Source organism: Verrucosispora sp. WMMC514 (genome assembly GCF_027497295.1).
Lineage (GTDB): Bacteria > Actinomycetota > Actinomycetes > Mycobacteriales > Micromonosporaceae > Micromonospora > Micromonospora palythoicola.
In genome coordinates, this window is sequence record NZ_CP114906.1 from 3,251,975 (window position 1) to 3,276,383 (window position 24,409).

The following is a 24,409-nucleotide window of genomic DNA, read 5'->3' on the forward strand; positions in this document are numbered from 1 at the left end:
CCTGTCCGCCGTCATCATCGGCGGTATCGCCGGGCTGGCCGCGCGATGAGCCTCGCCCTGCTCGGCGCGCTGCTGCTGGTGTACGTGGCCTGGCGGACGTGGCGAACCGCGTTCACCTGGTACGACGCCCTCATCACCATCCTGCTCGGCGTGGTCATCGCGAAGGCCGGCGACGGGTTCCTCTACACCGCGTTCGACACGGCCGTGGACTGGGTCCGCGCGATCTTCGACTTCATCGCGAAGCTGTTCGGTTAGGAGTCACTGTGCGTATCGTCAACCCCTTGCGGCGTCAACCCCTTGGCGTGCCCGCTGAGGACGCCCCTGCACGCTCAACAGGGGAGGTTCCTTCGCCGAACAACCCCTTGGCCGGTCAAGGGGTTGGCGAACAGAACGTAACCGCGCCCGGCGTGCCCGCAGAACCGTCCGGCACCGTCGGACCGCCGCCGGTGCCCGCCGACGACTCCACCACCAACACCTCCGGCCAGCCCGCCAAGCCGGCCCCCGGGGACAAGGTCCGCACCAAGCAGGTTCACCCGTTCGTCGCTAAGGCGATGTCGAAGGTGATGACTCCGCAGGTGATCGTCACCGTGGCCGTCGCGATCGTCGGCGTGCAGGTGCTCGCCTGGCTGATGCTCGGCTGGGTGGGGGTGCTGCTGCTCAACGGTGCCGGCCTGCTGCTGCTGTTCGCGGCGGCGCTGGCGTGGCGTAAGGCGGGTGTCCGTCGGGCTGTCCGGCAAGCCCGCAAGGCTGCCAGCAAGGACGGCAGCGGCAGGGCGGCAGATCGGCGTGGGCTGCTCAGTGTGTTGTCGTGGCGTCGTCGCCGGCAGGAGCGGCAGGCTGCCCACGGCAGCGGCGGCACTGGTGACAGCAGCCATGGACCTGCCGGTTCCGGTGGCGGCAGCTACCGGGGCGGACACCGCCGTGGCGGTCTGCTCAGCCGGATGCGTAACCCGTTCCGCCGAGCCGGCAACGGCGGGGGTGGGGGCGGGTCTGCTGGCGGTGGCCCGGGGGCCGCCCACTCCGGCGGTGTTCCGGGCGGCGGCCGGTCGGGTGGCGGTCGCCGTGGACCGCTGGCGTGGCTGCGGTCGAAGACCGGCAACCGGCGTGGCGGTGGAGGCTCGCCGTCCGGTGGTGGTCCCGGCTCGCCCGGCGGGGGCTCGGCCGGCTCGGGTGGCCGCCGCGGGTTCCGGATGCCTCGCCTTCCGCGCTTCGGTGGCGGCTCGGGCGGTAAGGGCTCGGGCGGGCGTGGCCCTGGTGGCGGCGGCGCGTCCGGCGGTGGCACGGGTGGCGGACACAAGCCGACCCGACGTGGCAGGCGAGGCGGCCGGAACCGCAACGGCGGTGGACACGACACGACCAACGCGGCACACAGCGGCGGCACCGGCCGCAGCGGCAAGCCGGGGTTCTGGCGGCGGCAGGGCCACGACTTCATGGCCGGGCTACGCGGCGACTACAACAAGCCGAAGACCCCCCAGGGCGGCGGCACCGATACGCAGGGTCGGCCCAAGGGCCAGGCGAAGGGTGGTCCGGAGCAGGCGTCTCGCCCGCCTCGCACCCGGCCTGGGAACAAGTTCAACGAGGTCGAGATGTTGGAGGAGGGTCGCTGCACCCGCTGCGGCGGGCCGATCCTCAAGGGTGAGACGGCCCTGTCCCGTAAGCCGGGCCAACTGGTCTGCCCCGGCTGCTTCCTCTCGCCCGGCGCATACCCGGCCGAGTGGAAGACCAGCGCACCCGCGCCAGAGCGGCGCGCAGGACAGCAGGCGGCACCCCAACGCCCCGACGGCAGGCAATCGCACCGGCCGGGACAACGCACCAACCGTCCTCCCTCCCGGGAGGCACAGCGCGAAGGGAACACCAGCATGGGAATCCGAGTCGGAACCGACGACATGAGCCTCCAGAAGTGGGGCATCGTCCTGAGTGACATCGCCCCCGCCTGCGACGAGGCCGCCAGTGAACTCGGGCGGCAGATCGAGGCGATGGATGCACTCACTGCGGGAGTAAAGCAGCTCGCCTCCTACGGCGAGAACGACCTCCCCGCGATCAAGCCGCTTGTCGCCGAAGTTGAGGCCATCGCCGCAGAGCAGGCCGCGATCCGCGCCGAGGCCGACGCCCTGGTCACCCGGCAGCGGAGGCTTGCCGCCCGCGCCGAGGTGCTGCCCGGCATGTTCAACCGTGGTCACTACCTCGACAAGGACCGCATGGACGGCGTGCGGGGTAGCCGGCGGGCAGAGAAGCGTGCCGACGTGGCCGCTGCCGAGCGGGACACCTGACAGGCAGCCCGATGACTACCACAGCGAACGGAAGGGGGACCAGCATGGACCAGGAGCAGGGCAGCCGCCCGTCGGGGGCAGCGTGGGTGCCGGCGTGGACGATCGTCGTCCTCATCGGGGCGGCTGTCCTGCGCCACGGCACCGAGCAGGGAAATGGAAGCTGGGCCATCGGGATCGGGGCAGGGCTGCTTGGCTGCCTGCTCACCGGTCTGGTCACGATGGCGGCCGATCGGACGGCGGCACTCGTTCACCGGCTGGCGGCGGTTCTGGCGTGCAGCGCGTGGATGACGTGGGTGGCGCTGGCCGGCTGGTCGCTGTGGGCGTGGATGACGGTGATTGCGTGGGCGGGCGCCCTGTGGGTGTTGGAGCGGATCTACGCCCCGGCGGAGACGGTGGCCCGCACCATCCGCCACGACCCCGGACCCGAACCCGCGCAGGGCACGCAGTCCGACAACGCGCTGCGGTGGCAGGCGATGCTTCGCCGCCTCACCAAGAAGGACATCACCGTCACGGGCATCCGGCCGTGGGAGAACGCGCCCGGCGACGGAATGCAGGTCATGGTCGACCTGCCAGAGGGGCTGACGGTCAAGAAGTTGTCCGAGTACGCCGACGACATCGCCGCAGCGGTCAAACTGCCGCAGGGCTGCATCGTCCGCGTCCTCGACGCAGCCCACCAGGGCGCGGCGATCCTCGACGTGATGCTGCGTGACTGCCTCGCCGACGTCCGGCGACTGTCCGAACCGACCACCCCGGCGTCGATCTACGACGAAATTGATCTCGCGGCCAGCCCACGCGGCGAAGACATGACGGTGTGCCTACGCGAAAAGGGCATGGTCGTCGGGGGCACCACCGGCTCCGGCAAAACGACCCTGCTGCACCGGATCATCATGCGGCTCGCCCGCTGCATCGACGCCCTGATCTGGGTCATCGACCCCAACGGCGGCGGTGTCGCCGGCCCGTGGCTCACCCCGTACGCCCGCGGCGAGGTCGACGTACCGACGATCGACTGGGTGGCCGAAGACGAGATTGAGGGCGCGGTGATGTGCGCGATCCTCATCGCCATCTCGAAGGACCGCAAGACGAACCGGGAGTCGATGCGTCGTAAGCGGGCCGCCAACACCACTGTCGTGCCGGTCGACAAGGATCTCCCGGCGATCGTGGTCATCACCGACGAGGGCGCGGAGATCCGCCAGGCGATCGGGCTGCTCGCGCAGCTCCTCGACCAGTACATCGCCCGCGTCGCGCAGATCGGCCGCGCCGAGGGGGCCCGCGTCATCCAGTCGGTGTTGCGTGGCACGTCCGACATGCTGGAGAAGGGTCTGCGGGCGGTGCAGGGTATCCGCATCTGCCTGCGCATGGACGAAGAGGGCGAGTACGACCACATCTTGGGTAAGAACCCGGGCCGGGTGCGGCTGCTCCACAAGGGTTCCGCGTTCCTGTACCGGACCGATCGGGACTACCGGCCGGTGCTGGTCCGCACCGTCGATGTCGATATCGCGTCGATCGAGGCGCACGCCATCGCCACCGCGCACCTGCGGCCCAAGCTCGACGACCGGGCACGGTTGATCGCCTCCCGGGTGACTGCCGCTGATGTGCTCGACGGTCGTGACCCGTCGCACCCCGACTACCGGGAGCTGCTGCAAGAGCAGGTGTTCCAGGATCTCGAAGCCGGGTTGGCGTACGAGAACCGGTGGAAGCGGAAGGCCGCGATGCTCGCCCAGCTCCGTGACGAGGATCTGCCCGAGGATGACGAGCCGGCACCGAAGACGGCCGCTGTGCCGTCCGGGCCGCGTCCCGGCTCGGCCTTGGACCGGCTGGTCCGTGGCGCGGGGGTGCGTTTGGATGTGAAGCCGGCCCCGACTGCACCGGTGGCCGAGGCCGCCTCGCAGCCGTCGATCCCCACGCAGCCGCAGCCGGAGCGGCCCACCGGGGACGTGGACACGGTCGCCGCCGAGCTGCTGTCGGAGTCGCATCTACGCATGGACGCGGTGCCGGTCCGCCCCCACGTCGACACCCCCGACACGGGACCGGCGACGCCGCCGACGACCCGTCAGGCGATCCTCGACGTGATGCGGGCAGCAGACGGGCCACTCACCGCCGTGCAGGTCCGCGTCGCGATCCACGCCAGGTGGGGTGTCAACGTGTCCAAGCAGCGCGTCGACCAGGTGTTGGCCCGGCTGGTGGAGCTGGGCGGGCTCGTACGCGAGGACTCAGTGAGTGGCCCGTACTACCGGGCGGTGGGCTGAATGCCGGCGGTCGCCGCGGTGAGCCGCGCGAGCGCGCCACCGGTGGTGGCCTCGCGGGGCTGCGGGAGACGCGGCGCCGGGGCGGCGGTGCCGGACCGGAGCGCGAGCAGCCGCAAACCCTCCTCGACGCCTTCGGTGAGAGCTTCGTCCAACTCGTCACGGTCGGCGCCCAGGCAGGTGGCTTCGATGGCGGCGTCGCGGAGACGCTGCACCCACCGGTCCCGGTCACTGGTCGTCATGTCGCCAGTGTCGCATACGGGTACGACATTCAGTAGCAGCGAGATCACGGGTGGTGTGTCGCTGTGATGGGCCGGACGCACGCGCTTTCGGGCGCGGTCGGCTGGCTGGCCGGCTGCGCCGCGCTCGGCCTGGCCGGTCACCCGGTGCAGGGGCACGTCGCCGTCGCCGGGGCGGTCGTCTCGGCCGGGGCCGCCCTGCTCCCGGATCTCGACCACCCCAAGGCGACCGCGTCGATCAGCCTGGGCTCGGTCACCGGTGGTGTGTCGTGGGTGACCGCTGCGGTGTCGCGGTGGGTGTCCCGGGTGACCTGTTCCTGCTGTGATGGGGACGCCGACGGCCATCGCGCGCTCACTCATACGGTCGCGTTCGCGGTGCTGCTCGGGGTGCTGCTCGGGGTGGCTGGCTGGCGGTGGGGTGCCGCCGCAGGTGTGCCGGTCGTTGCCGTGTCCGCTGCTCTGGCCTGCCGGGGCCTGCTGTCGCCTCGGCGTCGGCGCGGCGGCTACGGGGTGCTGGTCGTCGCCGTCGCCGTCGGGGCGGTGCTCGCGGAGGGCGGGCCGGGCTGGTGGTGGATCGGGCTGCCGGTGGCGTGGGGGATGATCGCCCACTGCCTGGGTGACGCGGCGACCTTGTCGGCGTGTCCGCTGCTCTGGCCGTTGCGGGTGCGGGGCTGCCGGTGGGGGGTGGTGGGGTCGCCGCGGTGGTTGCGGTTCCGTACGGGCGGGCCGGGGGAGCGGGTGGTGTGGTGCCTGCTGATGCTGCTCGGGTTGGGCAGTGGGGCGTACCTGGTGTTCGGCTGACACCTCGGCAACTTTCTTGCCAACCTGATTGAATGGCATCCCGACCTGTGGCAACATACTTGCCATGACGACAGTGATGATCGAGAAGCTGACCGAACCCACCGCCCTCTACTGCCGGTACCCCGGCGAGTACAAGACACAGCCCTGCCACATTCAACTCGACCTCGAAAACGGCCGGCTCTACTGCGGTTACGCCAGCGCCATCGGCGGCGCGATCCCCGAACACGTCTACGCCGGCCGCACCCGCACCTGGTCCATCCCCGCACTCACCGCCGACTCGGCCAACGCCCTCATGGACAAGATCGCCCCCCTCGCGCAGCAAGTTCTCGACGGCTCCATCATCGAGTGGGACGGCAACAACCACGTCGGCTCCCTCAACGCCGCCGCCCACGCCGCCGCCGACGAAATCGAAACCATCGCCGACGGCTGGGCCGAGATGGACGGCAGCGACATCGTCGACGAGATCGACGCCGCCGACTGGTACGCCCAAGGCGACGACCCGGCAGACGAACTCGGCCTCACCGCCGACACCACCGACGACCAGCTCGACGCGATCGAACAGGCGGCGGAAGCCGACATCATCTCCACCGCCGACAAGACCGTGGTCGTCGCCGGCCTGCGCGCCTGGCTGGAAACCCGCCGCGAAGAACTCCGCGCCGAGGTGCGCGAGGTGTTGGAACAGGTCGCCGAGCAGATCGACACCCTCATCGAACGCCGCGCCGCCCTCGTCCGGCAGATCGCCGCGTGGGGTACCGACTCCGACCGGCAGATCGCCGCCCTTGCCGACAAGTCTCACACCTGGGTTCAGAACGTCGTGCGCGCGGGCCAGGACTGAACCGATGGCACCGTGCGAGCTGGTGAACGTCGCGCCCGGCTACCCCCGCTATGAGGAACTGGTCGGGCAGATCCGCACCGACCCCGCGCTGCTGGCGGCAATGTGGTCGGATGCGGAACACCGGCTGATAGAGCATCCGCGCAAGGTGTGGTCGATCGCCACGGTGCGCGAGGGCGGCCGGTGGGTACCCGCGGCGTGGGCATGCGCGGTCGTAGACGGGAACGTGCTGCGCTGCTGCGACAACTACGAGCGGCCCGGCTACCGCGACCGGGGGCTGTATGAGGCGGCGTACCGGCACCGGCACACCACGATCGTCGCCCCCTACCCACTCGCCGCGATCACCTACCTGTTCGCCCAGCCCATCGGCCTGCACATGGCCGACGGCTGGTACCACACCGGTGTGCGTGGGGTGTCCACGGAGGCCGGCGTCGAGCATCAGTGGTGGAAGCTGCGCCGCGACCCGACCGCCTGACCTGCTAGTCCCGGCCGTTGAGGCGCAGCACCATCACGTCCATGTCGGGGATGGTGCGGGGCCTGATCTGGCCGTGCTGCTGCCAGCCCATCCGCTCATACAGCCGGCGGGCGGGGGCGGCCGGGTTCGCGGCAAGCACCGCCCACTGCTCGGCCCGGCCGTCGAGCAGCATCCCGAGGAGCCGCCGGCCGACCCCTTGACCCCGGTAACCGCCAAGGACCATCCACTCGACGACGAACAGCTTCGTCGCCTGGCGGAGCCCGGCCGGGGGTTCGTCAGCGTCGGGTTCCATCCAGTCGCCGGGCGGCATGGTGTGTCCGTAGACGGCCCCGACCAGGCGGCCGGCGTCACGGGCGGTGGCCAGCGTGAACCCGGGCTGGCGGAGGTGGTCGGACCACCAGCGGCCGAACTGGCGGACGTGCTCCGGCCCCTCGCAGTAGGGCGGTTCGGCATACACCACGGCGTACAGGTCGCGGATCTCATCCGTCATCGTCCGGGCAGTGTCGGCGTCGACGAGCGTCCACACGAGGTCAGCCATGGCCGGTGACACTACCCGGCCGGCAGCGCGGCGATCCGGTCCCGCAGACCGGCCACCTCCGCGCGGCGCCGCTCCCGCTCCGGCACCACCGCCACCACCGACCGTGCCACCTGGTACAGCAGGGCGGTGTGGTCGGCAGCCGGTAGGTCGTCGAGGACGTCGGCGGCGTAACGCAGGCCGCCGCCGACGTCACCGTCCTGGATGAGGCACGACGCGCGGTGCATGAGCATCTGCGCCCGCTCCCGACCCAACTCGGCCGGGTACAGGTCGAGGGCCCGGTCCTGCGCGGCCATCGCCTGCGCGGTGTCGCCGATGTGGGTGTAGACGTACGACTCGGTGTGCCGCAACCTGACCTCGGGCCAGCCGAACATGCTGTCGGCGTCCGCGACAACGCCGGGGGGCATCCGGTCGGTCATCGCCGCGGTGACGGCCAACGCCCGCCGGGCCTCGTCGGCTCGGCCGGCGACCGCGAGGGCCTGCGCCCGGCCGGAGAGCACCCCGACGTGCCCGACACACACCCGGTCGGCGGCGAGCGCCACCGTCTCATCCGCCCGGTCCAGAATCGCCGCGACGGGTCGCCGCTCATACGTACCGTTGACGACCTCCCAGTCACGCACCCACAGGCGGGTGTCGAGGCACGTCGACCGGTCAGCGTAGACGCGGGCGTCGTCCCACCAGCGGCGGGCCATGCCGTGCAGGCCGGCAGCGGACACCCCCATCGCCATGATCGCCGCCAGGTGCGCGGCAGCGCGCAACAGGCCACGGTCGTCGGGGGCGGCGGCGAGCTGGTGGGAGAGGACCGTCAGGTCGGCTTGCAGGTGGTCGCGTAGCAGCGGCGCGGGCAGGATGTAGAAGTCCCGGGCGTATCCGGCGACGATCCGCTCCCACGCGTCCGTGTCGGTGCCGGCCGCCGCGCCGAGGGTGTGCCGCAGCGCCTCCAAACCGACGAGCGGGGCGACTGCGGGCGCAGCCGCGAGGGCACCCATCACACCGAGCACTGTGCGCCTGTGCACGTCGATCTCACCCGCTTGCTGCCACGCCTGGACGAGCCCACCACCCAAACCGATCGCCCTGTCGCAGTCCTCGGCCAGCGCCCGTGACGCCCGTCGGACACCCCGCTCCACCTGCGACAGGTAGGAGTAGTCGATCCGGGCTGCCGCCCCGAGCTGCCGCAGCGACATGCCGGCGTTGAGCCGGTGCCGTTTCAGTGTGACCCCGAACGCCTCCATCGGCACCCCCACGGTGTGGGCAGTTGTGTGGGCCCACTGCTCACACCTACCCCACACGCAGGGTAGCGGGCAGGCTGCGGTCAGGGCCCACACCGGACCGGCGGAGGGCCCGGGGGTGAACGCGCCGCTGGTTTCGGACGACGAGGTCGGGGCCGACGGCCTGCGGAAACCCCCACCAGGGCTGCGGTGGTCTGCCGACCATCCGAGCACGTTCGTTGTCCCCGTGCGTGCGAGTCGACAACAGCGGGCCACCGCAGCCCACCCCGAACGGCGCTCGGGAGTGGGGGATCACGGATGCGAGTCGACCTGGACGTCCCGGAAGGTACGGTGCTGCTGCTCCTGGAAGGGGAGTGGTACCCGGAACCCGGCAGGCCAGCGCGGCGACAAATCCTCGTGTCGTCAGTCGCCGTCCGGCAGCAGGCGATCGGCGGTCTGGTCTACGCCACCGGCCACGCCTGCAACCACCGCGACCCCGACTGCGACCGGCACCACTGCTGGGAGGCGCAGGTGTCCGTCGCCGCGGTCCGCGCATGCCTGGACGGCACCCGGTGACGGCCCGGCGGACCGGCGTCGCATACCCGAGCAACCCGCACGACCCGATCCGGCCCTCATGGGTGTGCGGCCAGTGCCGCGACCCGTGGCCATGCCAGCCCACCCGAGCACGGCACCTGCGGTGGTACGCCACAGACATTCCGGGTCTGTCGCAACTCATGTCCGGCTACTACTGGGATGCCATCGCCGACCTACCCGATGATGACCCGCAAGCGCTGCACGCGCGGATAGTCGGCTGGGTGCGGCGCGCGCAACCCATCGCCGACACGACGTGCATGGGCTGCCAGCCGTCGATCCTGCCCAGCATCAAACATGACTGCGGCGGGGCCAGCATCCCCAGCGACGAGGTGCGGTTCCGGTGCGTGTGCCCGCAGCCGGAATGCATGCGCCGGCAGGGCCGCGCTCCACAGAAGACACCGAACGCGGGGCCGCAACCGCGGTCGAAGACCGCTAACCGGAACCGGCTCGCTGATCGTGTCTGAACCCTTGACCCTCGACGAGGTTGTGGACGCCATCGTCGCGCTGGTCGCCGACCCGCCCGCCGACGGTGGGCGGCTGCGGGAACGCGCCCGCGAGCTGGTCGAGCAGGCACGCCGGGCAACCCGCGTCCTCCCGCGTCAGGACGTACGCGACTACCGGCATGAGTTGAAGCGGCTGCGGGTCGCGGCTGACCTGACCGGCGACGAGGTCGCGACCAAGACGGGCTGGTCGGTGTCGAAGGTGTGGCGCATCGAGCTGGGGCAGGTTGGCATCTCCGTCTCGGATATGCGGTGCCTGGCTCGCCTGTACGGTGCCGACGACGCGGCCGTGGACCGACTGGTGGCCGAGTCGCGGGCGGGCTGGGCGCGGCGTGGCCGTCCCCGCCGAGGTTCGGAACCTGCCGGTTAGGGGTAGTTTGCCCCGGATGGATCGGGAGCACTGGCGTAGCCTCGCGGCCCGGCACGGCCGCTGCGACGACGAGCCGCGCCGTTGCCGGGACTGCGCCGCCTACTGGCCCTGCGGGTATCGGCTACGCGCCGACCGGGAACTGTCCGGAACCACCGAAGCGTTCGAAGCGGTCGAATAGGCCGTAGCCGGTGGACTGCTCGTATAAGCTCCGCCGACATGGGGTCATTGGACACGGCGCCGCACCGCCAGCCCACCACACACCACGACGCGCCGGCTGGACGGCATCGCGTCGACAGCCGCCCCGTCATCGTCCGACACGGACTCACTGGCCTCGCATGGCTCACCCTCGGCGCGGCTGCATACACCGTCGGATCGTCCGACCCCGACGGGTGGGGCTACAGCGGCACCATCGCGTTGAGCGCATTGTCGGCTGTGTTCGGCTGCTGGGTGTTCTGGCGTGACGGCGGTAACCGCATCACTGCCGTCGGCGTCTACAACCTCGCATTCGCGTTGTTCGTCGGGTTCGCTGGCTTGTACCTGGCGGTGAAGGCTGGTAGCGACAACCCCGGCGCACCCTTGTTCGCGGCGCAGGCTGTCTGCTACTTCAGCCACGTCACGATGTGGATGCTGTTCTGGGGTACAACCGTCGCGCCGGCTCGTCGACCACACAGCCCGCAGGTCACCGTCGATGGGCGCACCGCCGGGTGGGCTGTCACGTTCGGGACCGCCCTGCTTGCCGTCGCTGTCACTGTCGCGCTGGCGGCCGGGCATACAACTGTGCTGGTGATGCCGGCCGGGTTCGTGGGTGTGCTGCTCCTCGGCGTCGGCCTTCTCCTCGGGCCCCTCGGGCGGCGGACTCTGCTGTGCGGCGCCGTTCTCATCGCCGCGTTCGGCATCTACTTCACGTATCTGTTCACGGGGTTTGGGCGGATCGTCATCGGCACCCTCGCACTCGCCTTGTTGGTCGTGTTCGCGTACCGGCACACCCACCGCTACGCCAAAACGATCATCGTGGGTGGGGCTGCTCCCGCCCTGCTGTTCCTCGCCGCACTACGAGCTGGTGGGCCCGGGTCCACGATCGACGCCGACGGGTTCGGCTCGGCGGTCAGCCCCTTTTCCTCGTTCGCCCACCTGTGGCAGCTCGACATCTGGGGATACCTGCCCCACGCGGCGGGGTCGACGTTCTGGGCTGCCGCCGTCGCCCTGGTGCCCCGCGCGATGTGGCCGGACAAGCCGGTCGGCTTCGGCTCCGAGATCGTGCCCTACCTGTCGCCGGAGCTGGCGGGGACGGAACATTCCGCCGCTGCCCTCTGGCATGGTGAGTGGCTGTTCAACTTCGGCGGATGGGGGTTGCTGGTGATGATCCCCGTCATCGGGCTTGCGGTGCGGGGTATCGACCGGCTGCTGATCCGGGCGGCGGCCAGGCCACTCACCACCCCGGCATCGCTGGCCGGGTTCGTCGCCGCGATCCTCGCCATGGTCGGCCTGTTCGACCTGCTGTGGGTTGGGTCTTTCACGTACATGACTCGCACGGGTAGTCGGCTGGTTGTCCTGGTGCTACTACTCGTCGCGGTGGGGTGGATGCACCGGCGGCACGTCGAGCCCGACGACAGCCGAGACGTCCGGGCATGACGAAACCGCCCCCCTCACCCGGAGGTGAGGGGGGCGGTTCGGCTGCTCTCTGCCCGAGCAGCGGGGCACCGATCCCACCGTCGGCACGGTTGGCGCGGGCCAGCGTAGAGGCCCTGATGCGCCGGAGGCCCGCACCTACGCCGGGGCCCTGCGGTGATCATCTGGGAGCTGTCGCGGGTGGCCCTTCGCGTTTGGTGTAGTCGCACCACCGACGCCCTCGGCATCGCACCCGCACTAGCAGCGTAAACGACGAAGCGCCCCGCCCACCCCGGACATGCCGGGCGGGCGGGGCGATGCAGGCTGGTCGGTGCCTGACCGGGACGTCACCGGCGGCACCGCGCCGACGATCCTACCGAGACGGTGCGACGTAGATCAGGGCTCGGCGTGCCGGGGCCGATCGTTGACGAAGCCACCCCGAAGCGCCGCCTGCTGAACGGGGGTGCCCTTCAACAATCCGACGTACATGGCGACGGCGATCCCGAACGTGACGCCCGCCCCGTACAGGGTGGTGACGTGGTTGAACGCGACGTTGTCGCCGACGGCGAGTAGCCACGCCTCCACGTACGACTTGGCGGTGGCCAGGGCCAGCAGGACGAGACCCTTGCGCCACGCCGACCAGGAAGCCCGCATCAGCAGGGCCGCCAGGATCGGCAGGATGATCGTCAACACCAGGGACAGCAGGCCGGCGAGCGTCGGGCTGAACTGGTAGGTGGGCAGGACGGGCAGAATGATCGGGTCCATGGACCCTCCTCAACGGGTCGAAGATCAGGATTGGTGGGGCGTACGATCGCCGGCATGCCCGGTCAGCCGCAGGTCCGCGAACACGCGTGGCTGTACCTGGACGACAGCGGAACCCCGGCAGCGTCGGTGCGCGTAGAGGAACACCGGGACGACACCGGCCGGTGGGCGGTGCTGCACAACGTGCCGGCAGAGGCGGCCACCGAGCGCAGCGAACACGACACCGCCGAGCAGGCACACGGCGAAGCAGCACGGCTCCGCAAATGGATCGACGAACAGTGCCGCGCCCAGCACGGCATCACCGGCCGGTGGACCGTGCACACCCGCAAGCCGTACTAGCTGCGGGTGGTGTCAGCAGGACTGAGATGGCGGCGGCGGCACCGGATGCTCGGCCCGCCGCTGCTCGATACGTGCCCGCATCGCATCATTCTCTTTGCGGGCTGCCGCCGCGCCGGCCCGCACCTCGGCCACCTCGTCGCGTACCCGCAGCAGATCCGCAAACGCGGACTGGGTACGGTCCCGGTCCTGGGATGCCATCGCCCGCAGCACCGCATCCAACGCCGCCTCGGCTCGAGCAGCAGCGGCACGCTCTTGTTCGGTGATCCGCCGGTCCGCTTCACCGACGGCACGGTCCTCGGCGGCTGCCTGGGCTCGGGCCGCCGTCGACCTGGCGGACGCGTCGGCGTAGCTGGCCAGGCAGTTCGACACCCGGGCGTAGCCGAACACGAGCGCGCCGATGAGCAGCGCGTAGACGAGCATCCCTGCGGTGATCGCCCGCACACTGCCGGGTGTGCCGAGCCACGACCAGATACGGCGTGGCGTGATCGACGGGATAGTCACCTTCGGCCCTCCCTGCGGGCGTGGTCGTAGGCTCGGCGGACCATCCGGCCCGCGAGCCAGTAAACGACGGCGCACAGGGCCGCCAGGACGAGGTAGAGGCCGACAGTCATTGAGCGGGCTCCGGGCTGGGCGGCGGGGTAGGCGCGGCCGGCGGCGGGGGTGGACCGCCGGGCCGAGTCCACGGCGTGTACAGGGCGGAGTAGGGGGCGAGGGGGATGCCCCAGAACCAGAACGGCGGCAGGGATTCGAGTACCTGCGCGCCGGAGCGGAACAACTGGATGACGGCGGCAGCCGCGTACACGGTCCACACGACCAGGACCAGCGCCATCGTGATGTCTCGGACCCGTTCGGCGCGGGTCGGCGCCTGCTCCTGGGTCACTGCACTCCCTCAGGGGTAGAAACGGTGCGGTTGTGCGGGAAGTGCCGCCTAGCCGGCGAGTCGGCGGGACAGCTCGGCTACCACCAGCTCGGCGATCGTCGGCGGGATCGCGTCGGCAATCGCCTCCGGAGTCAGCGACGCGAGGACTCCGGCGACGATGGCCTGCTCATCGATGCCGTCGCGGGCGGGGATCGCGGCGACGAGCTGCCGCAGCTCGCCGAGTTGCGCGCCGATGCTCGTGAGGGTGGGGTGGCTGACCGGCTTCGCGTCGGGCCGGTGGTCCTTGCCTTCGGCGAGCCGCAGGTAGGCCATGCCTACCGCCTCGCGGCCGTCGAGGCGGGACAGCATCGTGTGGATCTCTTTGAGGAGCTTTTCCTGGCTGGTGTTCATGGTGTCTTCCTTCGGTGCGGTGACGGCGGGTGCGGGCGACTTGATCAGGCCAATGGCTGTGAGGTAGCGGCGGACCAGCGGGGTTTGGTCCCGCTTGGCGCGGATCGCGTCGCGGTGCCAGGAGATGTGGGTGTGCCAGCGGTGTGACAGGTCGCCGGTTGTGCGCCGCTTGAGCCGGTCCCACCGTTTGACCACCTTGCCGTCGGGCGACCAGATGATCTCCCGGATGTCGCGGGTGTCCGGGGCGTTGGCTTCGCACTGCGCGACCAGCCAGGCGGAGAACGTGGCCAGGGTGTGTGTTTTGCCAGCGACCTTGACGGTGAACATGCCGACGTCGAGGGCGGCGGCGTCAAGGGTGAGGCCGTCGCGGTCCCGGGCGGATTCGATCACCGAGTAGTCGGCGACCTTCCCGTCCCGGCGGTACAGGCGATCCGAGCCGCAGTGGTATCCGCCGATGTGGGCGGAGTCGCCGACAATGCCCAGCTCTGCCGGCTCAAGGTCGGCGTCACGGGAACGTGACTTGTCGACGTTCAGGTGTGCGAGCAGCAGGGACCGGACAGCAAGCAGCGTCGCCGGAGCGCGGGTCATTAGCACCTCCAGGTGCGGGGTGTTGCATGCGGGGAAAAGGGCGACCCGATCAGGCAGACCAAAGGCCAGGCGCGGCAGTGCCGTTCGACCCGACCGCTACCGCCCGGTACTCGTACTCCTGCCCGGAACGGACCGTCCAGTCATCCCAGCCGCCACCGGCGGCCACATCCCGGGCAACCGTCACCTCGGCACCGTCCACCCCGGCGGGCCGCCGCTGAATGTCGTTACCGACGACTTGGGGAACAGCGCCACCCATGAGCCGCACGTCATCGACGTAGACAATGTCGCCGGCCGTGGGGGCGGACGCGACACCCGCCGCGACGGCCACAAACCCGGTGCTCGCGGGAGCGGCGCCGGTCACCGTCAACTGCTGCGCCACTCCGGCCTCGGCCGGGGATGTGACGGTCGTCGACGACAGGTAGACGCCCGACCCGTCGAACCAGTGCAGCATCGCCGCAGCAGGCTTGTCGCTGGTGGTGGGGCGTACCGTCACCCACCCGGTGTACGGCTGCCCGGCCGCCGCGGCGACCTGCGGGCTTTGCGTGTATGCGGCGGTCCCGGACCCGGACGGGGTGACCTTCACCGACCACGATCCGTCGGACGCCCAGTCGTTGACGCGGGCGTGGGCACCGTTCCACGCCACCCAGCCCGTCAAATCCACTTCGAATGAAGATGCGAGCAGCGCCGCCGGGGCGGGGTTAGTGACCGTCACGCGGATCAGTCCGAGGTGCGGCATCGGGGTGGGCGTTGCGATCGGTTCGGCGGGCTCGGTGTAGTCGACGACTACAGTCCGGTCGACCGCCGACGACGCCAGGCCGGCGGCGGAACGGGTCCACAGCCGGATCGTGTACGACTGCCCATCGGCGACCGGTAGGGGGATCGCGTACGAGGTGGCTCCGCCACCCCGCCATTCCGAGTCGAACAGCACTAACCCGGAGCGGATGAGATGCACCCGGTAGCCGGTCTGCTCGGCCACCGACCAGATCACGGTGATGGTGCCGCTGGTCCAGGTGTCCCCGTCAACGGCGGGGCTGGTGATCGTCGGGTCGACTTTGGCTGCCGGCACGATCACCAAACCGGTCGAGTACGGCGACGGCGTGTCAGAGGTGTCCCACACCCGCACCCGGTAGGTGTGCGCAGGGTCGCCGGCACCACCGCCACCGACCCACTGGCCGGTGGTCAGTGTGCGGTTTTGCGTCGAGCCGGTGTTTTTCTGCTCGCTGGCCTGCCAGGTGTTGTCGGACGCCCGGAAGTATTGGATGGTGCCGGTGCCGATCTGCCGCGACAGCGCCCACGCTGATTGTGTGTCGGACGGGTCCGGGTCAGCGAACAGCCAGTCGAGGCGCATCGACATGGCCACGTCCATCGCGGCCCCGTTGGCGGGTGGGGTCTGCGCGGTGACGCCGTATCGCCACGTCGGCGCGGTCGGCGCATACGACAGTGACAGGTGGGTCGAGACGATCGTGTGGGGGCTGCCGGTGTGCGCGGTGACGATGTCGTACTTCGCCGACCCGTGCGACTCGCGGCGCACCGAGTAGTTGGAGCCGCCGATGACTCCGGTCGCAACCGCGACTGTCCACGACGACCACGTGTTACCTGAGCGAATGTAATCGATGTAGTGGACGACGTCAGTGCTGGTGCCGACCGCGAAGACCCGCACATCCTTCGTCACGCTGTTGTAGGCGAAAGTGCAGGATCGGATCGCGCCCTCCGGATGGCCGGGGGTGGCGGGCCGCTGGGTGGTGTTCGAGTTGGCCTGGTTCCGTTCCAGCAGCAGGACTTGACTCGTCGATGACGGGTCACGGAACACCATGACGTACCGGCTGCCGTCCCAACGACCCGGGAGCGCGTTCTGCGCGGCCAGGCCGGACGCGAGTAGGAGGGTGCCGGACGGCCCGGCCCAGCTCGTGCCGTTCCACGCGAGCTTGACGACCCGCAGGAAGTCGCGGCCGAAACTGCACCACAGGTGGGGCGACGACGACGCCGACTTGGCGTCACCGACGTGTTCGATGTCGAGTTGCGGAGTAGCGCGGCCGGTCGTGCCGGACGGATACAACCACTGCTTGGTGCCGGTGATCAGGCTGGTGTTGACCGAGAGGGTAGAGCCGACGCGGTTCGCCCCGTAGAGGGTGACACCGTTGGAGCCGCCGATGCGGGTACCGGCGGCCACGACGATCCGCATTCCGGCCGAGCCGACGGAGATGGCGTGGATTTCAAGGCCGTTATGGACGCTGCCGGCGGTGCCGCCGTGTGACGGTTCGGCGACCTTCAGAGGATTGCCGAACGCGAAGCTGGATGAGGAGCCGGTGGCGCGGACGATGCTGATGCGGTCCCGGCCGGACTCGTTGGTGCGGAACGCCAACCACAGGTCGTTGGCGTTGGGGATGTGCAGGTTAGAGATCTCCTGGATGGTGACGCCGAAGTTCCAGCCGCCCGCGTACGTCCAACTGCTGCCACCGTTGGTGGACCGGTAGTACAGAACTGAGTTGCCCGCGTTGCTGATCATCGTGAACCAGAGGACGCCCGTGGTCTGCCGGGCGATACGACCCACCGGCGGAGCCGCCTGCAACGGGTTGCTGAGCGTCGAGTCGTCGATGAGGGCCACCGGCGCACCTCCTCAGGTGACGGTGGTTGCGTGCGGATATGAGGCTGGGCTGCCGGGACAGCGTTCGATCTCCAGGAAGCGGCGTTTCGTCGCCGACGCGAAGTGCACGAGCGTGCCCGAGTTGGCCTGCGCGGTGACCGCGATCGTGCGGTTTTCCAGCGGTGCCGTCGCCGGGTTGGCCAGGTAGTGCACCCCGTGCAACGCGAACGGGATGTCAGCGATCGGATGCGAGACGTGCCCGAGCTGGCCCCAGTCGTTCGGGAACGGGCCGGTAGACCGGTCCCGTACCCGCCACAACGAGTAGCCGCCGCTGGCGGTGGCCTGCACCTGCCCACCCAGGGTCAGCCGGTATACCGCCTGCGCTTCGAAGGTGAACCCGCTGATGGCGAGGACGGCGGTTTCGGAGAACACCGCCGACGATGATGTGGACGCCTGCCACACCGCCACCAGATCCCCGGCCCCACCGAACATCCCGTCTACGACCCATTCGGAGCCGTAGCGGGTCAGGGTGACCCGGGAACCCGGCTGCGGCACGACGTGCGTGAGCACCTTGACGGGCACTTCGAGGCTGGATCCGTCCATCACCACCGAGGCGCGAGACGTTGACTGGCGGGAATGGACGGTGCCGACGGCGGTCTGCCGCTGCCGGGCGGCCTCGATCCGCGCGTCGATGAGCCGCAGAAGGTCCAATCCGAACACCCGGCCACCACCTGTCCAACGCGAGGGTGCCGCCTTCTTCAGGTGGCGGGGGAATCGCGTCCGGGTTTGCGTCGGGCGGGGTGCTGTTCTCGCCAGGCGTCGAGTCCGGCGATGGGCCAGAGCAGGGTTCGGCCGATGCGCAGCGGTTCGGGGAAGTCGTCGCGGGTTTGGGCGAGGTTGTAGAGGGTCTGCCTGGCGATACCGAGGCGCGCGGCGGCGTCGTCGGAGGTCAGGTGCCCGTCAATCATGCGGCGATCCTACCCCTTGTGGTAACTCAGTGGTGGTATCGTTGTGGTAAGTCAGTTACCGCAAGGGAGGTGTTGGGCATGATCCGCATGTACTCGTTCCGGCTCTACCCCACCTCCCGCCAGCGCGACGCACTCACCGCGATGCTGGCCGCGCACTGCGAGCTGTACAACGCCGCCCTACAGGAACGCCGCGACGCCTACCGCAAGGCCGGCGCCACGATCCGGGCGACGCAGCAGATGGCGCAACTCACCGACATCCGCACCGCCCGACCCGACCAGGCCGTGTGGTCGTTCACGTCACAGCAGCAAACCTTGCGCCGTCTCGACAAGGCGTTCCAGGCGTTCTTCCGCCGCGTCAAGGCAGGCGAGAAGCCCGGCTACCCGCGCTTCCGGTCCGCGCACCGGTTCGATTCGGTCGACTTCCGCCACGGCGACGGCGTCAAACTCGCCACCGACGGATGCTCGCCCGGCCACGCGGCGCTACGCGTGCAGGGCGTCGGCACGGTCAAGGTGCGCCTGCATCGCCCGCTGCCCGAGGGCGCGAAGCTCGGCCAGGTGTCCGTGAAGCGGGAAGGCTCCGGACCGCGCGCCCGTTGGCACGTCGTTCTCCCAATCGAGGTCGAGAGCGAGCCGCTGCCGACGACTGGCCGCACGATCGGTGTGGACCTCGGCGTGGCGTACCTGCTCACCGCCAGCGAACCCGTCCCTGGACTCACCGACACCGACGGGCACGCCCCGAACCCCCGACACGCACGAGCCGCCGCCGACCGGCTGACGGCTGCGCAGCGGGCGCTGGCCCGTTGCAAGCGGGGCTCGAACCGTCGCGGCAAGGCACGGGACCGGGTGGCGCGGCTGCACGGCGTCGTCCGTCGCCAGCGTCTCGACACCGCCCGCAAGGCCGCGCTCGCGCTGACTCGGCACGCGAACGTGATCGTGCTGGAAGACCTGCGGCTGACCAACATGGTCCGCCGACCTAAGCCGAAGCCCGACGACGCGGGCGGATTCCTGCCCAACGGTGCCGCCGCGAAAGCCGGCCTCAACCGATCCGTTCACGACGCGGGTTGGGGGGTGCTGATCGGTGCTGTCCTCGTCAAAGCGGAAGAAGCTGGGCGGGAAGTCGTGCTGGTCGAGCCCGCCAACACGTCCCGCCGCTGCCACCAGTGTGGGCACACGGCGGCCGGAAACCGTGTCACCCAGGCCAAGTTCCAGTGCCAGGCGTGCGGTCATGTCGACCACGCCGACCGGAACGCGGCCCTGAACATCCTCCGGGCAGGAACTGCCCGTCGTCCGGCATGAGCCGCGCGAGAAGCCCCCGCCTTCAGGCGGGGGAGGTTCACCTACAACGATGTCCACTCGTGGGTCATATCGGAGCCGTCCAGCGGCAGCGTCCACGACGTGGCCATCACATCCGCGTACGGGCCCAGCGCCGGCTCATCCACGATCAGCCGGTCGAAATGCCAGTGCAGCGGGTTCGGGGATGTGGTGACCCGCAGAGCGGTCGGGATTCGCATGTCCGCGTCGATCGTCACCTGCCCAGCCGCTTCGAGCGCAGCTTGGTCGGCTGCATCCGCATACACAACCTTGGTGAGGACCCGGCCGCGGGCTTCGACACTGGTGTCCCCAACATCGGTGTTCGTCCAGGTGTAGACGCCGTCGCCCTCGACCGGCGGCGGCCCGTCAACGTCGTTCTGGCGGACGAACACCCACCGGTTGGGTGCCTCAAAAAAGTCGCGTTCAAGGTCACGGTTGAGGCCGACCATGGAGGTGGCCTGCCTATCGTCGTACAGCCATTCCGGGGCGCGGTCGGCGGGCCGCTGGTACGGCTGGCACCGCAACTGCCCATCCCAGTCGGACCAGATGCCCTGGTAGCCAATCGCGGCCAGCAGATCGTTGACGACGGTCAGCCAGCGGGTTTGGTCATCCAACGCCCACACCTTCGCGCTGGGCAGGACCGCATCGCCGCGCCGCTGGTCGATTAGATAGCGGGTGTAGCCCTGCCCTTGCAGGATCGCCTCCACCGCCGCCAGATAACCCACCCCGGCATCGACGGCGTACGCCTCCCCGACGGGGGAGTGCAGGCCGTGGAGGATGTCGTAGCCGGCCACGTCGTAGGTGACCGGGTCCTCCCCGACCCGATGCGTTGGTGTCGACGTGTAGTAGGCGCCCAGGTTGAACCGGGCGGTGTCCTGCCCATCAGAGATGGTCATGTAGGGGCGGACGAGCGCCGACCCCCACGACAGTGCCCGGGACAGGGCGAGTTGGCAGGTGGCGTGCAGCGTCGCGTAGCTGTTGCGGGACACCTGCCCGCCAGCCAGGTCCGCCGAGATGTCCTCGACCAGTTGCAGGTCTTGGCCGATCAGTTCGAGGCCATGCCCGACGGTGATCGCGGGGGCGTCGCGGAGCAGCCGGACGACGGTGGCCTCAGTGAGATGGTTGCGGGGGGCGGCGGTGATCGCCTGCACGGCCGCTCCCTTCCGCGTGACGGTCGCGGATGTGGGCGAAGAACCGGCCCCCGTCGGTGACGGCTGTCGGGCAGAACGCGCACACCACCTGGCCGTCTGGGTCGCAGGTGTCGCAGGCGCGGAACGTGCCGAGCAGGATCAGCCCGGACGGCAGCATCGCCCACACATCAGCGTCGTAGCCGGCGGAGGTGAGGCAGCCGTCGCACCAGCGCGGACGTTCGTCCCCGCCGACGGCGACGGCCTGGACCAGCTCGACGCGCCTCACGCGCCTTCCGCCCAAGTCACCTCGTGCAGGGTCGTGGTCACGTCGTACAGGTCGATTTCCGTCTTGTACTCGCGGACCTCGATGTCGAACAGCACCCCCACGGCGAGCTGTCCCCGGTAGTCACGCCACATGATCTGCTGGCCGAGCCAGTCCCGTAGCCGGTCACGTTGGGCGGTGGTGATCCGCCGCAGGGTGAACGTGGTCGTGTCGGTGTGGCCTTGCTGGGTGACTGCTCGGCGCCGGCCGCCGCCGTACGTGCGGGTTTCGCCCTGTACGGCGGCGGACCTGCCCCGATCCGCCGAGTAGGCGGCGATGGCTTCACCCGAGGCAACCAGGTTGATCCACACCCGGTTCAGCGTGATGGCGGCCATCAGCCGAGCGCCCTTCCCCGGTGCAGCGCTGTCGACGCTGCCCCGTTGATTTCGACGCCGACCTCCGCGCCGACCCGCTGCACCGCTGCCCGCAGGTCGCGCAGGTCCTTGCGGATGCCGGTGAGGATCGCCGCGACGGTATCCATGGACGACCCGGTCGACACATGTTCGGTGCGGCCGGACATGTTGACGCCGATGGTGCCGGACGGCCAGTCACCGCCACGGTCGAACAGCCGCGCCCCCATGCGGGGGACGATGCCGCCGAGGCGTGCCGCCCAGTGCGTATGGGCGTTCCCTCCCGCGAAGTTGTGCTGATTCCAGACCGCCCCGGTGTACCGGTGCGGACGTCCGTTGAGGAGGTTGAACTCCTGATAGGGGGTGATCAGCTCGCGGGTGATGGTGCGGAAGTGGCGGAAGATGTGTTCCGCGACCGCCCGGATCGGCGCGGTGTCGATGGCCCGATTCGCCGAGTGGTACGACATGCGGCCGGACAGGGTTCGCCCGCCGGGCCGGTACCCGGACCACAGCGGTAGGCCGGGGAACACGGCGCGGAGGATCCGCATCATGCCCGCCGAGCCGCCGAGCGGTGACTTGCCGGCGATGCCACGGCCGCCGTCCTGCCCGCCGGTGAACCAGCCCTTGACCTGGTCGATGACCGCTGTGGTGATCTTCCGGGGGACGCCGGTGGCCAGGTCACGGAGCATGCCGCTACCGGGGACGAGGCCGATCACCTTGTCGACAACCGACCGGATCGTGCCGGCGGGGTCGGCCATCAGACCGACCGCACCGCTGATCACGTCGGTCGCCTTCTTCTTGGCGTCCTTCGCGCGGCGGCCGAGCCAGTCGATGATGCCGCCACCGGCGTACGCGCCTCCGAGGAAGCGGTGCACTCCGCCGACGCCACCGCGGCGGGCGGCGGCGTTGATGCCGTCGACCCAGCCTCGGCCGAGCGCCCGTGTGCCTTCTGGGCGGATGATGGCTTCCCCGCCGGACAGGTCGATCGCCCCACCGCTGGCGGAGACGAAGCGGTGCACATCCTTGCCGGGGGTGTAGCCGGGCAGGACACCGCCCCGGGCGAAGCCCTTGGGCAGGCTCACCCTCGGTACCTTGTCGACACCGAAAACGGTCGCCAGCTTGTTGAAGTTGTCGATGATCGCCGAGTTGATGACCGTGTTGACCACGAACTTGACGGGGATCTTCGCGACGTCCTTGATCCGCTCCCATGCCTTGCCGATCGCGGACACACCCGACTTGAACGCCGGCACAACATGATCTTTGATGTAGTTGCCGAACCGGGAGAAGATTGGCCGCAGGTGGTTCTCCCATACCGTCCGGACCAGCGTGGCAATCGCCCAGAACGCCGTCTCGACGGCCCTACGGAGCCAGCCGAAGATCGGGCCGAGGGTCACCTTGATGAAGATGTGCAGCAACCCGAAAATGACCTTGACGATGGCCCACATGACCTCCGCGCCGATCCGGATGCCGGTGAACGCCGGCTTGACCACCTTCTGCCACAACCAGGTGATCCACGGGCCGACAATGTTCGTGATGTACCACTTGAAGGCCGCAAAAACCGGCTTGATCACATTTTCCCAAGCCCACGAAATCGCCTTCTGGATGCCCGACCAGGCGGCCTGCACAACCGCACGGAACTTGTCCGATTTCTGGTAGGCGATGACCATCGCGGCCACGAGCGCCACGACTGCGAGGACAATCCATGTGCCGGGGAACGCCCACAGGCTGGCGTTCAACAACATCTGGACGCCGACCCACGCCTTCTGGGCGACCACGATCGCCTTCTGGGCGACATTCCAGGCGGTCGTGACGATCGCAGCGCCCTTCGCCGCGATGTTGAATGCGAGGGTCGCGGCAGCGATCGACGCGATCGTCGTGCCGATCCGGCCGAGGGTCTGCGGCGACAGGCCCGCCAGCCAGCCGATCGCCGCGGTGATCCCGCCGAGCAGCCCGGCGCCCCCGGGTGCCATACCGGCGAGTAGCTTGCCGACCAGCCGGAACAGGTCACGGAAGAACGCGAGCACCGTCGGGCCGGTGTCACGGACGTACTGGACGAAGCCTTGGAAGCCCTTGTTGCTGGACAGGCTCTTGCCCCATTCGGCGAACCGGGCCGTCATGTCGACCAGTCCGGAACCCATGTCGGCGTTGAGCGGCAGGAACGCTTGCAGGATTCCGGCGATGCCGGTAATCACGTTGCCGGCGGCGACGGCCATCCCTTCCAGGGCGGGGCCGGCGGTGTCGCGGATCATGCCGAAGAACGACTTCCAGAACGGGGATTCGAGGGCTTCCGACGCCCGCACCGCAAGATCACCCATGCGGGTGGCGATGTCGGAAACGAACCGTTCGACGGCAGGCAGGTACGGCAGCAGGTTCTCGATCGCCTTCTGCGCCCCCGGCAGCAACCCTTCCTGGGCGGCGAACCGCAGCCGCCTCACCTGGTCCCGCAGCCCGTGCAGGAAACGAGCGAACCGCTGCCCGGCCGGCGACAGGTCATCCATCGCGTCGCGGAGCTTGGTCATCGCCGCCGCGCCGACCTTGCCGGTGGCCACGGCGGATTCCCGTGCTGCCCTCTGCGCTGCTACGACCTGCTTCTGGGCTTGAGCGATCCGGTACGCGCCTTCCCGGGCGTCCTTGTCCTGCTCGCGGCGGGCGTCGGCCACGCGGCGCTGTGCGTCCCTGATCCGGTCGTCCTGGTCGGCTACGCGCCTGCGGGCGTCTGCGACCTCTTTGGACCCTTCGACGCCGGCCCTGGCCTGCTCGACCTGGTCCTTGGCCAGCTCCCGGCCTCGGCGTTCCAGGTCGTTGAGCTGCAAGACGTTGCGTTCGTAGGCGATGCGTGCCTGCTCGCGCTGGGCTTCGCTGGCCCTCGGATCGGCGATGACCTTGTCTAGGGCCAGCTTGGCGTCCGCGACATCGAGCTGCGCCTGCCGCTGCGACAGGGCGTTTTCCGCCAGGTTTTGGTGCAGGTCGTCGAGGCGTCGGGTCGCAGCCTCACGCGCCTTCGTCAGCTCCCGCGTCAACGAAAGCTGATCCCGCTGCGTGCGCAGCAGATTCCGCTCCGCGTCGGCCACCCGGCGGGCAGCAGCAGCCGCCGACTCCGCCACCAACGT

27 protein-coding genes are annotated in these 24,409 nt (G+C 69.7%); 13 read left to right on the forward strand and 14 right to left on the reverse strand.

The window, feature by feature from the left end; translation table 11 throughout:
• Window positions 1–45 precede the first annotated feature (45 nt).
• The 3 genes from O7597_RS14985 (at window position 46) to O7597_RS14995 (ending at window position 4,516) form a co-directional block, all read left to right on the forward strand.
• Window positions 46–255 (forward strand): hypothetical protein, encoded by a 210-nt coding sequence (locus tag O7597_RS14985; protein ID WP_281583009.1) that lies wholly within the window; start codon window positions 46–48, stop codon window positions 253–255.
• A gap of 152 nt (window positions 256–407) precedes the next feature.
• Window positions 408–2,270, forward strand: coding sequence for a hypothetical protein (locus tag O7597_RS14990; RefSeq protein WP_281583010.1), 1,863 nt, complete (start codon window positions 408–410; stop codon window positions 2,268–2,270).
• 44 nt (window positions 2,271–2,314) lie between these two features.
• A complete protein-coding gene (locus O7597_RS14995) occupies window positions 2,315–4,516 on the forward strand; it encodes a hypothetical protein (RefSeq protein WP_281583011.1) in 2,202 nt (733 codons plus the stop codon).
• Here O7597_RS14995 and O7597_RS15000 read toward each other — a convergent pair.
• A complete protein-coding gene (locus O7597_RS15000; RefSeq protein ID WP_281583012.1) occupies window positions 4,498–4,755 on the reverse strand; it encodes a hypothetical protein in 258 nt (85 codons plus the stop codon). The genes O7597_RS14995 and O7597_RS15000 overlap by 19 nt on opposite strands.
• Window positions 4,756–4,821: 66 nt before the next feature.
• Between O7597_RS15000 and O7597_RS15005 the strand changes: the two genes are divergently transcribed.
• From O7597_RS15005 to O7597_RS15015, 3 genes are all read left to right on the forward strand, one after another.
• Window positions 4,822–5,553, forward strand: a complete 732-nt coding sequence (locus O7597_RS15005; RefSeq protein ID WP_281583013.1) for a metal-dependent hydrolase — start codon at window positions 4,822–4,824, stop codon at window positions 5,551–5,553.
• Window positions 5,554–5,617: 64 nt separating this feature from the next.
• Window positions 5,618–6,388, forward strand: coding sequence for a hypothetical protein (locus tag O7597_RS15010; RefSeq protein WP_281583014.1), 771 nt, complete (start codon window positions 5,618–5,620; stop codon window positions 6,386–6,388).
• A gap of 4 nt (window positions 6,389–6,392) precedes the next feature.
• Window positions 6,393–6,860: a hypothetical protein gene (locus tag O7597_RS15015; RefSeq protein ID WP_281583015.1), complete on the forward strand. Its 468-nt coding sequence runs from the start codon at window positions 6,393–6,395 to the stop codon at window positions 6,858–6,860.
• A 4-nt stretch (window positions 6,861–6,864) separates the two neighbouring features.
• Here the strand turns inward: O7597_RS15015 and O7597_RS15020 are convergent, their stop codons facing one another.
• A complete protein-coding gene (locus O7597_RS15020) occupies window positions 6,865–7,398 on the reverse strand; it encodes a GNAT family N-acetyltransferase (protein ID WP_281583016.1) in 534 nt (177 codons plus the stop codon).
• A gap of 11 nt (window positions 7,399–7,409) precedes the next feature.
• Entirely contained in the window at window positions 7,410–8,627 is a 1,218-nt protein-coding gene (locus O7597_RS15025) for a helix-turn-helix transcriptional regulator (RefSeq protein ID WP_281583017.1), read from the reverse strand.
• A gap of 294 nt (window positions 8,628–8,921) precedes the next feature.
• Here O7597_RS15025 and O7597_RS15030 point away from each other — a divergent pair, with 294 nt between their 5' ends.
• The 5 genes from O7597_RS15030 to O7597_RS15050 all read left to right on the forward strand — a co-directional run bounded on the left by O7597_RS15030 (window position 8,922) and on the right by O7597_RS15050 (window position 11,699).
• Window positions 8,922–9,179 (forward strand): hypothetical protein, encoded by a 258-nt coding sequence (locus O7597_RS15030; RefSeq protein ID WP_281583018.1) that lies wholly within the window; start codon window positions 8,922–8,924, stop codon window positions 9,177–9,179.
• 158 nt (window positions 9,180–9,337) lie between these two features.
• Window positions 9,338–9,661, forward strand: coding sequence for a hypothetical protein (locus O7597_RS15035; RefSeq protein ID WP_281583019.1), 324 nt, complete (start codon window positions 9,338–9,340; stop codon window positions 9,659–9,661).
• Window positions 9,654–10,067, forward strand: a complete 414-nt coding sequence (locus tag O7597_RS15040) for a helix-turn-helix transcriptional regulator (RefSeq protein WP_281583020.1) — start codon at window positions 9,654–9,656, stop codon at window positions 10,065–10,067. The genes O7597_RS15035 and O7597_RS15040 overlap by 8 nt, the downstream gene beginning before the upstream one ends.
• 16 nt (window positions 10,068–10,083) lie before the next feature.
• Window positions 10,084–10,245 (forward strand): hypothetical protein, encoded by a 162-nt coding sequence (locus O7597_RS15045; protein ID WP_281583021.1) that lies wholly within the window; start codon window positions 10,084–10,086, stop codon window positions 10,243–10,245.
• A 47-nt stretch (window positions 10,246–10,292) separates the two neighbouring features.
• On the forward strand, window positions 10,293–11,699 hold the full coding sequence (locus O7597_RS15050) for a hypothetical protein (RefSeq protein WP_281583022.1): 1,407 nt from the start codon (window positions 10,293–10,295) through the stop codon (window positions 11,697–11,699).
• A 372-nt stretch (window positions 11,700–12,071) separates the two neighbouring features.
• Here O7597_RS15050 and O7597_RS15055 read toward each other — a convergent pair whose 3' ends face one another.
• Entirely contained in the window at window positions 12,072–12,440 is a 369-nt protein-coding gene (locus tag O7597_RS15055) for a hypothetical protein (protein WP_281583023.1), read from the reverse strand.
• A gap of 54 nt (window positions 12,441–12,494) precedes the next feature.
• On the opposite strand from O7597_RS15055, the gene O7597_RS15060 reads away from it, so the two are divergent.
• Window positions 12,495–12,776 carry a hypothetical protein gene (locus tag O7597_RS15060; RefSeq protein ID WP_281583024.1) on the forward strand — a complete coding sequence of 94 codons (282 nt, stop codon included), beginning with the start codon at window positions 12,495–12,497 and terminating at the stop codon, window positions 12,774–12,776.
• Between the two features lie 12 nt (window positions 12,777–12,788).
• Here the strand turns inward: O7597_RS15060 and O7597_RS15065 are convergent, their stop codons facing one another.
• The 6 genes from O7597_RS15065 to O7597_RS15090 form a co-directional block, all read right to left on the reverse strand.
• Complete coding sequence (locus O7597_RS15065; protein WP_281583025.1) at window positions 12,789–13,277, reverse strand: hypothetical protein; 489 nt, start codon at window positions 13,275–13,277, stop codon at window positions 12,789–12,791.
• Between the two features lie 106 nt (window positions 13,278–13,383).
• On the reverse strand, window positions 13,384–13,656 hold the full coding sequence (locus tag O7597_RS15070; RefSeq protein ID WP_281583026.1) for a hypothetical protein: 273 nt from the start codon (window positions 13,654–13,656) through the stop codon (window positions 13,384–13,386).
• Between the two features lie 48 nt (window positions 13,657–13,704).
• Window positions 13,705–14,634, reverse strand: coding sequence for a hypothetical protein (locus O7597_RS15075; RefSeq protein WP_281583027.1), 930 nt, complete (start codon window positions 14,632–14,634; stop codon window positions 13,705–13,707).
• 49 nt (window positions 14,635–14,683) lie between these two features.
• Window positions 14,684–17,239 carry a hypothetical protein gene (locus tag O7597_RS15080; protein ID WP_281583028.1) on the reverse strand — a complete coding sequence of 852 codons (2,556 nt, stop codon included), beginning with the start codon at window positions 17,237–17,239 and terminating at the stop codon, window positions 14,684–14,686.
• A gap of 12 nt (window positions 17,240–17,251) precedes the next feature.
• The gene (locus O7597_RS15085; protein WP_281583029.1) at window positions 17,252–17,938 is read right to left on the reverse strand and encodes a hypothetical protein; all 687 of its coding nucleotides are present in this window, start codon (window positions 17,936–17,938) and stop codon (window positions 17,252–17,254) included.
• Window positions 17,939–17,976: 38 nt separating this feature from the next.
• The gene (locus O7597_RS15090) at window positions 17,977–18,186 is read right to left on the reverse strand and encodes a helix-turn-helix domain-containing protein (RefSeq protein ID WP_281583030.1); all 210 of its coding nucleotides are present in this window, start codon (window positions 18,184–18,186) and stop codon (window positions 17,977–17,979) included.
• Between O7597_RS15090 and O7597_RS15095 the strand changes: the two genes are divergently transcribed.
• Window positions 18,172–19,482, forward strand: a complete 1,311-nt coding sequence (locus tag O7597_RS15095) for a transposase (protein ID WP_281583031.1) — start codon at window positions 18,172–18,174, stop codon at window positions 19,480–19,482. The two genes, O7597_RS15090 and O7597_RS15095, sit on opposite strands and share 15 nt — an antisense overlap.
• Window positions 19,483–19,523: 41 nt before the next feature.
• Here the strand turns inward: O7597_RS15095 and O7597_RS15100 are convergent, their stop codons facing one another.
• The 4 genes from O7597_RS15100 to O7597_RS15115 are packed head-to-tail and all read right to left on the reverse strand — an operon-like array spanning window position 19,524 to window position 24,370.
• A complete protein-coding gene (locus tag O7597_RS15100; protein ID WP_281583032.1) occupies window positions 19,524–20,648 on the reverse strand; it encodes a hypothetical protein in 1,125 nt (374 codons plus the stop codon).
• Window positions 20,608–20,913, reverse strand: a complete 306-nt coding sequence (locus O7597_RS15105; RefSeq protein ID WP_281583033.1) for a hypothetical protein — start codon at window positions 20,911–20,913, stop codon at window positions 20,608–20,610. Before O7597_RS15105 ends, O7597_RS15100 begins: the two co-directional genes overlap by 41 nt.
• Window positions 20,910–21,284: a hypothetical protein gene (locus O7597_RS15110; RefSeq protein WP_281583034.1), complete on the reverse strand. Its 375-nt coding sequence runs from the start codon at window positions 21,282–21,284 to the stop codon at window positions 20,910–20,912. The genes O7597_RS15105 and O7597_RS15110 overlap by 4 nt, the downstream gene beginning before the upstream one ends.
• Complete coding sequence (locus O7597_RS15115; protein WP_281583035.1) at window positions 21,284–24,370, reverse strand: hypothetical protein; 3,087 nt, start codon at window positions 24,368–24,370, stop codon at window positions 21,284–21,286. The genes O7597_RS15110 and O7597_RS15115 overlap by 1 nt, the downstream gene beginning before the upstream one ends.
• Window positions 24,371–24,409 lie beyond the last annotated feature (39 nt).